This is a genomic window from Streptomyces sp. NPDC002742 (genome assembly GCF_042888885.1).
In the GTDB taxonomy this organism is placed as follows: domain Bacteria; phylum Actinomycetota; class Actinomycetes; order Streptomycetales; family Streptomycetaceae; genus Streptomyces.
In genome coordinates this window covers 99,915-112,919 of the sequence record NZ_JBIAQF010000008.1, presented here as the reverse complement: position 1 = coordinate 112,919, position 13,005 = coordinate 99,915, and the positions used below count along the sequence as shown (strand labels likewise).

7 protein-coding genes are annotated in these 13,005 nt (G+C 67.5%); 6 read left to right on the top strand and 1 reads right to left on the bottom strand.

What is annotated here, in order from left to right:
* Positions 1-164: 164 nt before the first annotated feature.
* The 6 genes from ACFYW8_RS16310 to ACFYW8_RS16285 all read left to right on the top strand — a co-directional run bounded on the left by ACFYW8_RS16310 (position 165) and on the right by ACFYW8_RS16285 (position 12,493).
* A complete protein-coding gene (locus tag ACFYW8_RS16310) occupies positions 165-1,547 on the top strand; it encodes a PIN-like domain-containing protein (protein ID WP_389074364.1) in 1,383 nt (460 codons plus the stop codon).
* A gap of 140 nt (positions 1,548-1,687) precedes the next feature.
* Positions 1,688-2,317 (top strand): hypothetical protein, encoded by a 630-nt coding sequence (locus tag ACFYW8_RS16305; RefSeq protein ID WP_389074360.1) that lies wholly within the window; start codon positions 1,688-1,690, stop codon positions 2,315-2,317.
* Positions 2,318-2,443: 126 nt separating this feature from the next.
* Positions 2,444-6,286, top strand: coding sequence for a PglY protein (locus tag ACFYW8_RS16300; RefSeq protein ID WP_389074354.1), 3,843 nt, complete (start codon positions 2,444-2,446; stop codon positions 6,284-6,286).
* Entirely contained in the window at positions 6,286-9,027 is a 2,742-nt protein-coding gene (gene pglZ / locus ACFYW8_RS16295; protein ID WP_389074350.1) for a BREX-2 system phosphatase PglZ, read from the top strand. The genes ACFYW8_RS16300 and pglZ overlap by 1 nt, the downstream gene beginning before the upstream one ends.
* On the top strand, positions 9,024-10,355 hold the full coding sequence (gene brxD / locus ACFYW8_RS16290; RefSeq protein ID WP_389074345.1) for a BREX system ATP-binding protein BrxD: 1,332 nt from the start codon (positions 9,024-9,026) through the stop codon (positions 10,353-10,355). Before pglZ ends, brxD begins: the two co-directional genes overlap by 4 nt.
* The gene (locus ACFYW8_RS16285; RefSeq protein ID WP_389074341.1) at positions 10,352-12,493 is read left to right on the top strand and encodes a DEAD/DEAH box helicase; all 2,142 of its coding nucleotides are present in this window, start codon (positions 10,352-10,354) and stop codon (positions 12,491-12,493) included. Before brxD ends, ACFYW8_RS16285 begins: the two co-directional genes overlap by 4 nt.
* On the opposite strand, the gene ACFYW8_RS16280 is transcribed toward ACFYW8_RS16285, so the two are convergent.
* Positions 12,485-12,922, bottom strand: coding sequence for a transposase family protein (locus ACFYW8_RS16280; RefSeq protein WP_389075118.1), 438 nt, complete (start codon positions 12,920-12,922; stop codon positions 12,485-12,487). The genes ACFYW8_RS16285 and ACFYW8_RS16280 overlap by 9 nt on opposite strands.
* Positions 12,923-13,005: the final 83 nt, after the last annotated feature.

The window sequence follows — 13,005 nt, the reverse complement described above, 5'->3', positions numbered from 1 at the left end:
GCAAAGCGCCAACGATACGAATGAGCAAGAAGGGTTGGCTGAGACTCGACTCTCGTCCGAGAGGCGTGAGCTGAAAAAATGCCCCGCATCCCGATGAGTGACGGGGATCGGCCAGGGGGAGCAGAACACGTATGCCGGATGCCGTGCCGAACAATGGTCAGCCAGTGCCTGAGCGCACGGGACGCGGAATCTTCGACTGCGACGGAGCGCATCGCAGCCCCCTCGTCGCTGACTACGAACAGGTCTTCCAGTCGGGCATGGTCGTTCTCGACACCAACGTGCTGCTCAACCTCTACCGGTCCAACGAGCGCACCCGCCGCGACACCCTCGCCGTCCTCAGCAAGCTGCGCGACCGGCTGTGGGTGCCCCATCAAGTGCTGACCGAGTTCTGGCGCAACCGTGAGTCGAAGTCCGTACGCCACCATCACAGCACCAAGGCGAAGGAGACCTCCACCGCCCTCGACCGGGCGCGGCGGTCCGCGCAGGACGCTGTCGAGCGGTGGGTGAAGGACGTACGCCTCAAGGAGGGCGAAGAGGTCACCGAGCGGATCGACGAGGGGCTGAAGGCGCTCGCCGAGGCGCTGGACGGGCTGCGGGACACCATTGACGGGCAGTCGCAGCGGGATGCTCTCGCGGGGACCGCCGAGACGCACACCGATCCGGTGCTGACCGAGCTGGAGCCGCTTCTCCAGGGGCGGATCGGTGATCCGCTGTCCCCGGCGGATCAGGACAAGGCCGTCCAAGAGGCACAGGAGCGTGCGGCCGAGGAAACGCCGCCCGGGTACGAGGACTTCAAGAACAAGCCGCCCGAGCAGGCCGCCGGCGACTATCTGCTCTGGGTGGAGCTGCTGAGGGAGGCCAAGAACCGCGCGTGTGATGTGCTCCTCGTCACCGGGGACGTCAAGAAGGACTGGTGGCACACCCGCGACGGGGACATTCCGGCACGGCCCAGAGCCGAGCTGATCGTCGAACTCAGGGAGCATGCGGGCACGCGCCTCTACATGCTCACCCCTGCCGAACTTCTCACCCGGGCCGAGGAGTTGCTCGAAGGCCTCCAGGTGGACGAGGACTCCGTCAACGATCTGGAACAGCTGCGCGGCGCGGATCGCGCGGAGGAAGCTCCCGAGGTCGGCTGGACGAAGGAGTCGCTCGGGCTCTTCGTCCGCGAGCTGAGATCGCGGTACCCGGCGCAGGCCAAGGTGATCATCAATGCTGCGGCGAACGGGGGGTTCGTGGACCGCGCGACGGTCTACGAGCTCGCCGGGTATCCGGGGGACCGACAGCTGAAGGGCTTCACCCGGCCGGTCAGCACTGTTGCCAGGGAGCTGGAGGACCAAGATGTGCTGACGGGCGAGGAGCCTTTCCTGCTGCACACCATCTACGGCTCTCTCAGCGAACCGTCATGGGCGACGGGCTTCCGTATCCCGGACGAGGCCGTCCCGCTGCTGCGCGAGAGCTTCGAGGGCGGGCCCCTGTGGCCGGAGTCCCAGAAGGACGGGCCGGAGAGCGACGGTGAGATCCCGAAGGGCCAGGATCACGACGGCTGACCGTAGCCAGCGGTACCCGCGCTGCCGGCCTCCTTCCTGAGCTGTGGGTATCGCGGCGCTCAGTGGCTGGATCGCGTTCTTGTGTCACCTGCACCTACCTGTCACACAGAAATCGGCGGGGAATGTGACGGGGAGGCGACGTGAACGCAACGGGAGACAGCGACGGGCACGGTGTCGGCGGGACCCCCTCGGACTGGGCCGGGGAGCGCTTCGGCAGGGACGCGGCACGGTTGACGATCGCCGTGCCCGAACGGCTGGCCCGCGCGCATCTGCGGGCCAGGGCGGGATACAAGGCCTCTGGACTGGCAAGGCCCGGAGCGGCGTACGGCCACACGCTGGCGGAGGCCGTACGCGAGGAACTCGCGCTGGAGGCGGAAGCGCTGGGTGGCTTCGTCCGGTCCCTGCGGGGCAGAGCCTATGCCGTGATCAATGACCAGGTGCTGTTCCCCTACAAGTACGGCAGTCACCCGGCTCCTGTGGAGAGCGCGCACATGAAGGACCCGTCCAAGGTCCGGCGCAGGCTGTTCGCCGTCTACGGGCCCGAGGAGCCGGAAGGGCTGTTCTCCGCGGACGAGTACTCCACCGAGGAGTACGAGGACCTCCACGAGGCATTCGAGGAACTGGGCCGGGCCGACAATCTCGTTTCCGTCCTCTTCACCTGTGACCCGGAGAACGGCGTGCACGCGATCCACTGGGGAGAGGCCCGCCTCGAACTCGACGGGACGTTCGCATGGGCCCATCGGGAGGAGCTGCGCGTTGTGGAGGTGTGACCTCCGGCCGACGGGGACGATGTTCGAATGCGCAGGTCGGCACCGGCCGCGAGCTGGCAAGATTGGAGGGACGTGCGTGCTGCGCGGGATATGTGAACCGCATACCTGAGGGAACGAGAGCTGCTGATGCCCACGACCGATCTCTTCCTGCGCGATGTCATCGACATCAAGGAAGATGTCCACGCCGGCGACTTCAAGGTGGAGCTGACAGGCGGCTTCACCGAAACGGAAGCCCGCGTCGCGGAGTACGTGGTCACCGACCAGCTCAAGCAGGCGTTCGGCAAGGCGCTCGGACTCGTACGAGCCGCTGTCCGCAGCGGGAACTCGCATGCCGCGTATCTGCACGGATCGTTCGGCTCCGGCAAGAGCCACTTCCTGACCGTTCTGCATGCCGTCCTCAACAACGAGCCGGCAGCGCGCGCGAAGCCGCGGCTCCAGGAAGTCATCGCCGAGCACGACGACTGGCTGCGGGGCAAGCGGTTCCTCATGGTGCCGTACCACCTCGTCGGTTCCACCGACCTGGACTCCGCCCTGCTCGGCGGGTACGTCGCCGCGGTGCGGCGACTGCACCCCGGTTCCCCCACTCCGCCCGTCTACCGGGCCGACGCCATGCTCGTGGACGCCGCGAACCTGAGGGCGAACATCGGGGACGAGGCGTTCGTGAAACTCCTGCCGAGTGCCGGGGCGGGCACCGGGATCACGGGCGAAGACCTTGACGATCTTGACGTGATCGACGGGTCCGGAGGCGGCTGGACGCCAGGGGACCTGGACCGAGCCTTCGCCGCGCCCGCCGGAGACGCGCTGCGCGACGGGCTCGTCTCCGCTCTCCTGACGGGCCCCATGTCCTCCTACGCGGAAGGCGCCCGCGGTGACGCACAGGCGTTCCTGCCCCTGGAGAACGGGCTCGCCGTCATCAGCAGGCACGCGAAGTCGCTCGGCTACGACGGCATCGTGCTCTTCCTCGACGAACTGATCCTGTGGCTGCAGGCCCACATGTCGAACCGGGAGAAGGTCAATTCGGAGGTCAGCAAGCTCGTCAAGCTGATCGAGTCCGGGGACAGCGCACGGCCACTGCCGATCGTGTCCTTCATCTCCCGCCAGCGTGATCTCTCGCAGCTCGTCGGTGCGGACGTGGTGGGCGCCGACGTGAAGAACCTGGAGCAGCAGGTCGAGTACCTCGCCGGGCGCTTCGACGTGGTCAGCCTGGAGGACCGCAACCTTCCGGAGATCATCAAGGAGCGCATCCTCAAGCCGAAGAACGCCGAGGCGCGGGCTGCCCTGGACGGGGCGTTCGCCTCGATCGAATCGACCAACGCGCAGGTCAAGGACGTACTGCTGGACGCCAATGGTGCCACGCACGCGGACTGGACCGATTTCCGTGACGTGTACCCGCTCTCGCCCGCCCTGCTGAACGTACTGGTGGCGCTGTCCGGCGCCCTGCAGCGCGAGCGGACGGGTCTCAAGCTGCTTCAGGAGATGCTGCGGCGTCGCCGCGCGGACTTCCAGCTCGGGCAGCTGATCCCGCTCGGCGACCTGTGGGACGTCCTGTCGGACGGCACGGGTGAGGCATTCACCGACCGGCTGCGGAGCGAGGCCGAGGCGGCGCACGCCTTCCACGCCAAGGTGCGGACACACCTGCTCGAGAAGTACGGGTCCGAGGAGAACGAGAAGTTCATCGCCGACGAGCGCTTCGTCAAGACCCTCCTTCTCGCCGCCCTCGCGCCCGATGTGCCCGCGCTCAAGCGGCTCACCGGTACGCGCCTCGCGGCCCTCAATCACGGGTCGATCCGCTCCAGGACAGTCGCCCCGGGCTCCATGGTCGTGAACCGACTGCGCGAACTGCAGGCCGAGTTCGGCGAGATCCGGGCCGATGGCGACCAGGACCCCGTCTTCACACTGCACCTGTCCGACCTCGACATCGAGCCGCTGCTCGACATGGTCGCCGACGAGGACCGTACCGGCACCCGTCGGATCTGGGTCCGGGACCAACTGTGGAAGGCGCTGGGGCTCAAGGACACGGGCGCCTTCGTGTGCGAGCACGAGATCGTCTGGCAGGGGACGCGCCGCACCACCGAATTCGTCTTCGAGAACGTTCGGGACACGGTGCAGTTGTCCGCCGAGCAGTTCCGGCCGGGCGTGGACGGGAGAGTCCGCTTCATCGTGGACTATCCCTTCGATGACGGTCAGCACTGGCCCAGCGACGACGCCCGACGCGTCGACGAGTTGCGGGCGGACGGACTCATGGCTCCGACCCTGGTGTGGCTGCCCTCGTTCTTCTCCGAGCAGAAGCACGCTCAGCTCGGCCGACTCATCAAGATCAACTATCTGCTGGAGCGCGATCGCCTCGACGACTACGCGGGGCATCTCGCCTCCGATGACCGGGCGCGCGTCCGGCACCAGTTGGCAGCCCAACGGGACACGCTGACCTCACAGTTGACCGCCACGCTCGCCCAGCTGTACGGCATCGCCAAGGCGGAGGAGAGCAGCGTCTCCGTCGACGTCGACGGCGGAGTGCACGTCCTGTCGTTGCTGCCCGAGTACGGCAGGCCGCAACTACAGGGAGCCAAGTCGTTCCACGACAACATGCTGCATCTCGCCGATGGCGTCTTCACAGCTCTGTATCCCCGGCACCCGGACTTCGACAAGGCAGGGGACCGCAAGCCGGTGACCCTGCCGGAGCTGAAGACCGCGCTCACCTGGATCACCAGGGCCATGGACGACGGCGGCCGACGCGTCGAGGTCGACAGCCACCACCTCAAGGCCGTCAAGAAGATCGTCGAGCCGCTGGAACTCGGCCAGGTCCACGACGGTCCGCTCGTGCTGCGCAACGACTGGCGGGCCAGGATCAACCAGTCCGCCCACCAGCACCGGCCCGGTGAGCAGGACCTGTCGGTCGAGGAGATCCGCGAGTGGATCTCCAAGGACCTCGGCTGGACCGGACTCGACAAGAGCATCAGCAACCTGATCATTGCCACCTACGCACTGCTCGACGACCGCGCCTGGACCTACCACGGCAGCCCCGTGCCCCAGCCGCCCGAGCTGGAGCGCATCGGTGCCGGCTACGGGCTGCGCGCCCAGGAACTGCCCAGCGACGAGGAGTATGCGACCGCCCGAGAACGGTCGGCGAAGGTCTTCGGCCTCGCGGTGCAGCCCACGCTCTTCGCGAGGAACGTCAACAAGCTCTATACGGGTGTACGGGACAAGATCGATTCCCTGGAACAGCCGGTCAACGCCTTGCGCAGTTCGCTCGGCAGGCATGCCACCGCCCTGGGAATCGACCAGACCTCGAGTTCCCGCATGGGCTCCGCGAAGGACGCTGCGGACCTGTTGGCCCGGCTCGGACGTCATCGGGACGCGACCGGGCTCGTGCGGGAATTCGCCGCGGTGTCGTACGCGACGAGCGATGAGGTACTCGCCACCGCGATCAGCTCTGCTCCGGAGGTGCTGAAGGCCCTCGACGGCGCCGACTGGGAGATGCTCGAGACGGTTCAGGAGTTCGCCGGGCGACAGGACGGCATTGGGGAACGGGCGGACCGGCTCCTCGAGGAAATCAAGCGGACCGCCAAGGACAGCGAGTTCGAGCGCTCCCTCGTGCCCGTCCTGGACGGCATCCGGAACAAGGCCGTCGGCCTGGCCAGGGATGCGGCGCGGCTCGCGCAGGTGGCGGAACCGGTGACCCCGCCGGTGGCACCGAAACCCACCACGGCGAACGACGTCTCGCTGACGGAGCACGGGGATCCCGCTGTCCCGTCGCAGCAGTCCTCACCCGGTGGCGGAGGCGGTTCTCCCGCAGCGCAGGTCCGCTCCGTACAACTGGATCCGACGCATCTCGAGAACAAACTCAATAGCTTGTGGGACGACATCCTCGCCTACTCCGCGAACCATCCGGGCACGACCGTGGAGGTCACCTGGCGTGCCGTGCCCGCGGACGACGACGCCAACGCCGTCGACGAGCAGGCCGAGCACTGATGGCGCTACGGCCGCTCGCCAACCGGCGCATCATCGAAGCCCTCCTCGACACCGAGTTGCGCCGGGCCAGGGACCGCCGACTGCTCCTCGTCAACGCACGCTACGACGAAGGCTCCCCGAGGGACTTCACGACGCGGGTCGACGGTGTACTGCGGCGTGTGCACGTCAGCGAGGAGGACTCGGTGCTGGGCATTGTCGACGCCTGGCAGCGACACCTCGCGGAGAAGGACGACGACCGGGTACTCGTGATCACAAGCGGTGTATCGGTGGCACAGCTCGGATGGGACGTACGAGCCCACGCGGTCGGACGCCGGAGCCTGGGCGTCGACCGGGCGGAAATCGTCAAGCAGCTCTTCGGCGCCACCGACCTCGACCCGCGGATGTTCCGGGAAGCGTGGCTGCTCGACGCACTGCTGGAGGCCGAACCGGTGGAAGGCTGGCCACGCAGCGGAGCCGTACTCACTCGTGATGCCTCGGTGCGGGCGCTCGTAGGGGAACGTCTCGGGATTCCGTCCGCTGTCGGGCAAGGACCTACGGACCTGGACGCCGACGCACTTCTCGCGTGGTCGCGTACGACGGCGGGTCCGGCACGGTTCGCCGAGTTGCCGGAGAGGGAGCGCAAGGGTCTCACCGGATGGCTCACCGAGGCGGTCGGAGCCGCCGCGCCCACCCTGCTGGCCCTCGTCGCCGACGGGCACGGCCAGGACGCGATGGCCCTCGGCGTGCTCGGATCCGTACTCAGCGCCCCCGGAGCCCCGGCGGGCGCCACCTTCGCCTTGGGCGGCCTCTTCGGATCCACTCTGCGCTCGCCGCAAGACCTGCCGTCCTTCACCGATGCCGTCACCGGCACTCTCGCCCGCTGGATCGCCGAAGCGGAAGGCAACAGCGCACAGGGCGCCGAAGCACGGCAGCGGGTCTACGCGGTGCTCGACCGGGCCGACGAGCTCGCTGCCGGTGCGGGCCTCATGCAGGCACTGCGCGCCGATCCACTCCTGCCCTCGGGCATGCGGACCCGGCTGCGTGATCTCGCAGCGGCATTGGACGTCTCGGCCCAGGCCGCGGAGACGGCACTCGGACCGGTCCTCGCGCACCAGCTCGCACGTCTGCACCCGGAGAGCTGCGACGCCGCGCGCATGGCGGTGCGCGTGGTGCGGTGGCTGAGCGAACCGCCTCAGGTGGTCGAGTCGGTCGCGCAAGCGGTCGGCGAGCAGGTGGCCCAATGGGGTTGGGTGGACCGGGCGTTGACCGTGCTCTCCGCGGGGGACCCCATAGGGGACCCGGTCGTGGGGCAGGCTTACCACCGACTGATCACGCTGGCGCGTGAGCGACGTGGCGAACTGGACGAGCAATTCGGTGCGCGGCTTGCCGCCTGGACTCGTACGGCGATGTCAGCGGCCCCTGGAGGCTCGTTGCTCATCGAGGACGTTCTGGCGAAGGTCGCCGTTCCCGTCGCCGCACAGGCGCCCCCACTCGTACTGGTCCTGGACGGGATGAGCGCGGCGGTCGCGGCGCAGTTGAGCGACGAGATCGACCGGCGCGTGTGGACGGAGATCGTGCCCAAACCGGAGGGGGATGTCGCGCCGCGGCGACAGGCCGCGGTGTCCATGCTTCCCTCAGTCACCACCGTCAGCCGGAGCGCGCTGCTCACCGGAGAGCCCACTTCGGGCGGACAAGCAGTCGAGAACGCCGGCTTCGCGGCCTTCTGGCGGCGGCACCGGCGCTCCGGCCTGCTTTTCCACAAGGGGCAGATCGGCGGGGCCGAGGGCCACCGGCTGACTCCTGAACTGCTCGCGTCACTCGCGGGTGAGGACGTGGTCGGCGTCGTGCTGAACACGATCGACGACGCGCTGGACCACGGGCAGGAAGGCGAGCGGACCAGTTGGCGGCTCAGGGACATCAGCCACCTGCTGGATCTGCTCAACGCAGCCCGCGGTCACGGCCGACCGGTCATCCTTGTATCCGACCACGGCCATGTGCTCGACCGTTCGCCGCAGGGCCAGGGGCCCGTGAACGTACCGGGAGCGAAGCGCGCCAGGTGGCGCATCGGCGAACCGGGCGAGGGAGAGGTCGAACTGAACGGGCCGCGCGTGCTGGAGGGGGGCGGCAGCATCGTGGCAGCGTGGCGCGATGACATCCGCTACACGCCACGCAAGGCCGGCTATCACGGTGGTGCCTCGCTTGCCGAGGTGACGGTGCCCGTCATCGTGATGGTGCCGTCGCAGGATCTGAAGCCGCCGAACTGGACGGTGCTGCCCAGCGAACGCGTCGTGCCGCCGTGGTGGAACACGCGCGCCGAGCCCCGGATTCCTGTCGAGGAGCTCGAGGTCGAGCCTGCGCGCAGGACGCGTCGACGTACGCCGGCTCAAGACGGCGAGGGGCTGTTCGCGGAGGCCGCGGTGGCCCACGACACGCCACCCCAGACACTCGGTGGGCGGGTTGTGGGGTCCGACCGCTATCGGGCGCAGAAGGCATTCGTCCGGCGTCCGCCCGACGCCAAAGCGGTCGCGGCCGTCATCGACGCCCTCGCCGCGGCCGGTGGCAAACTCACGCCGGATGCGGTCGCCGCTGCTGCCGCCGGGGCGACCGGCAGGTCTCAGCGGAACGCGGAAATCTTTGTCACCGTCGTCCAGCGATTGCTGAACGTCGAGGGTTACGGAGTGATCGACCTCGTGGAGGCAGGTCGGACCGTGGATCTGAACGTGCCCCTCTTGAAAGAGCAGTTCGGAACGGAGGAGCCGTGACCGGTCTGTCCGAAATCAGTGCGGCGAGGCGTCGCGAGGTGGTCGACGCCCTGCGGCGCGGGACTGTGCCGCAGGCGGGGCTCGACCTGTTCGCAGTCGGGCTCGACCGGTTCACCGGAGCACTGGACGACGACATCGCCACCGTTGCGGGCGGCGGCGCGGCGTTCCACGCCGTCCGAGGCGAGTACGGATCCGGCAAGACCTTCTTCGCGCGCTGGCTCGCCGAACGCGCCAAGCGCGCAGGGCTCGCGACAACGGAAGTACAGGTCTCCGAAACCGAAACGCCCTTGCACCGGTTGGAAACCGTCTACCGAAGGCTCACGGAGCGGCTGGCCACCGCCACTCACCAGCCCAGCGCCTTGCGCGCAGTCGTGGACTCGTGGTTCTACACGCTTGAGGAGGAGATCCTCGACACAGGCGACATCGCGGACGATGACGAGAAGGCATTGGCCGAGGCGGTCGACGCGCTGATGGAGCAGCGGCTGGCGGACGTGGCACGGAGCACGCCCGCGTTCGCAGCGGCCCTGCGTGGATACCGTCAGGCGCGGGCGTCCGGGGACGCGGCGACCGCTGAAGCGCTCATCGCCTGGCTCGGTGGACAGAAATCGGTCGCGGCTTCCGCACGTCGTGCAGCCGGTGTCCGCGGCGATCTGGATCACTTTGCCGCGCTCGGATTCCTGCAGGGCTTGCTCACCGTGCTGCGGGACTGCGGCCATCCCGGACTGCTCGTGGTTCTCGATGAGATCGAAACACTGCAGAGGGTACGGGGTGACGTGCGTGAGAAGGGGCTCAACGCGCTGCGTCAACTGCTCGATGAGATCGACGCAGGTCGCTTTCCCGGACTCTTCCTGGTCATCACGGGGACGCCCGCCTTCTACGACGGGCAGCAGGGCGCGCAGCGGCTGGCACCACTCGCTCAGCGTCTCGCGACCGACTTCACCACCGATCCGCGCTTCGACTCACCACGTGCTGTCCAGCTCAGGCTCGCCGGCTTCGACCTCGTCCGACTCGGTGAACTCGGCAGGAACGTACGTGACTTGTATGCGGGAGCCGCACGCCATCCGGCACGAATCGCAGCATTGGCGGACGATGCCTATATCGCCGAACTGGCCACCGCCGTGACCGGTGGGCTGGGCGGAAAGGTCGGCGTCGCGCCACGCCTCTTCCTGCGCAAACTTGTCGCGGACGTGCTCGACCGGGTCGACGAGTTCGATGACTTCGACCCACGTCGGCACTACGCGCTCACCCTTTCCAACGCGGAGTTGAACGAGGTGGAACGCAACGCGGCTGCGTCGAACGCGGACGACGTGGAGTTGGATCTTCCGTGAGCGGTATCGACGACCTCGATCCGGTCCTTGCCCATCACATCGTCAATTCTCTTGGCTGGCGTGGACTGCGCCCATTGCAGGAGGAGGCAATCGAGCCGGTCATGGCGGGTGAGGACGCCGTGCTGCTGGCTCCGACAGCAGGTGGCAAGACGGAGGCGGCGAGCTTCCCTTTGTTGTCCAAGATGACCGCCGAACAGTGGACAGGCACCTCTCTGCTGTACGTGTGTCCGCTGAAGGCGCTATTGAACAACCTGCTGCCACGGCTTGAGACCTACAGCGGATGGCTCGGGCGCACCGCAGCACTCTGGCACGGCGACGTGACCGCCGCGGGACGCAAGCGGATCCTGGCCGATCGCCCGGACATTCTGCTGACCACTCCGGAATCGCTGGAGGCGATGCTGGTCAGCGCCAATGTCGATCACCGCTCCTTCTTCGCAGGGCTGAGGGCCATCGTCGTCGACGAGGTCCATGCGTTCGCGGGAGATGACCGGGGCTGGCATCTGCTGGCCGTCCTTGAACGGCTGCAGACGGTTGTGGGACGGCCCGTGCAGCGTGTCGGGCTCTCGGCGACGGTCGGCAATCCGGCCGAACTCCTGACGTGGCTACAGGGGGCGGCAGCCGGGAAACGGCCGGCGAGGGTCGTTGCCCCGCACCTCGAGGAACCCAGGACGGAGGCGCACCCCGCCCCACACCCGCCCTCCGACATCCAGCTCGACTACGTGGGGTCGGTCGAGAACGCGGCGACTGTCATCGCGGCACTCCACCAGGGCGAGAAGCGGCTCGTCTTCTGCGAGTCACGCCGCCTGGTGGAAGAACTGGGCGAAAAACTGCGGCTGAAAGGCGTGACGACGTTCCTCTCGCACGCCTCGCTGTCCGTCGATGAGAGGCGGCGGGCGGAGGAAGCATTCGCGGAGGCGCGGGACTGCGTCATCGTCTCCACCAGCACGCTGGAACTCGGGATTGACGTGGGCGACTTGGACCGTGTCATCCAGCTCGACGCGCCTGCCACGGTGGCTTCTTTTCTGCAGCGCTTGGGCCGAACAGGACGTAGGCCGGGGGCGAGCCGCAACTGCCTCTTTCTAGCTCTGGGTTTGGACGGTCTGGTGTCTGCGGCGGCCCTGCTGCTGAAGTGGTCGCAGGGATGGGTGGAGCCGGTGGTGGCTCCGCCGGAGCCTCGGCACATCGTGGCGCAGCAGCTGATCGCCCTCTGCTTGCAGGAACACCGCGTTGGCGATCGGCTCTGGCAGGAATGGTGGAGCGGTTTCGGTCCCTTCGGTCCGGCGGCCGAGCCGATCGTTCGGCACCTGGTGAGTGCGGGATTCCTGGACCGCGACGGTGGGATGCTCTTCATTGGGCCAGAGGCTGAACATCGCTTCGGTCACAGGCACTTCATGGGACTCACTGCTGTCTTCACAGCGCCGCCTCAGTTCACCGTAATGCATGGACGTACGGAAATCGGCAGGACGGATCCGGATCTGCTCACAGAGAAGATCGACGGCCCTCGCAAGCTTCTCCTCGCGGGTAGGAGTTGGCTCGTCACATACATCGACTGGCAGCGCAAACGGTGTTTCGTGGAGCCGATCGACGGCGGTGGAAAGGCCAAGTGGAGCGGGTTCGGCTTTGAGCGCGTCACGTCCTTCGAACTGACTCGAGCAATGCGTGATGTGCTTCTGGGGCAAGACCTCGACGTCACCCTCACCAAGCGTGCTCATGCGGCTTTGGCCGAAGCCAGGGATCTCTTTCTGGAGGAGGTGCATCCGGGGGGGACGGTCATTACTCGGGGGTCTGGGGGATATTTGCGGTGGTGGACTTGGGCAGGCCATCGTGCCAATGCCACGCTCGCGGCGTCCCTTGGATCCGCAGCTTCGCCTGTTCAGCGTGTCAACGATTGGTGGATCCGCATGCGCGAAGACGTCAGTCCCCATGCATGGAAGCAGATTGCTGCGGATGCGCATCAGCATCTCTGTCTTCCTGAAGTCGATGACCGGGCGTTGAAAGGGCTCAAGTTCGCCGAGGCGCTACCACCACGCCTGGCCCAGGCAACTCTTGCTGCACGATTCGCCGACTTGGACGGCGCTCAGGTTGTCCTGAAGGAGCCCGTGAGGTTCGTCGTTGAGCCCTTTCCAACCTCAGGTTGAGGCGTGGTGAAGGACGACGACGGCCTTCACGATGTCGGTGATCCGGTTGGTGCTGCAGCGGAGCTTGCGCAGCAGGCGCCAGCCTTTCAGGACGGCCATGGCCTGTTCGCCGAGGCACCGGATTTCGGCGTGGGTGCTGTTGTGCCGTCGCTTCCAGCGCTTGAGCCGGCGACCCCGGAAAGGTACGCGGACATGGTGGCCGGCCCCTTGGTACGCCTTGTCCGCCCAGCACTTCGGCCCTGCCGTTGCGAGCGCGTCGATGCTGCCGTGTTCACGCGCGGCAGTCAGGTCGTGGGTGGAGCCGGGCAGGGCCGCGGAAGCCCACAGTAGTCGGCCGAACGGATCCGTGATGACCTGGACGTTCATGCCGTGGCGCTTGTGCGGGGCCACGGGTGCTGCCTCCGCAGGCTGAGGAGGTCGCCTCCGCAGGGTTGAGCGCGTTGCCTCGGCAGAGTCGAGGGCGTTGCTCCTGGTCGAGGGCGCCGTTCATGGGCCGGTTCCCGGACCCGGCG

Bases quoted from the DNA above. Each gene is read 5' to 3' on its own strand.
- pglZ (WP_389074350.1), top strand. From the start codon at position 6,286: ATGGCGCTACGGCCGCTCGCCAACCGGCGCATCATCGAAGCCCTCCTC.
- ACFYW8_RS16300 (WP_389074354.1), top strand. From the start codon at position 2,444: ATGCCCACGACCGATCTCTTCCTGCGCGATGTCATCGACATCAAGGAA.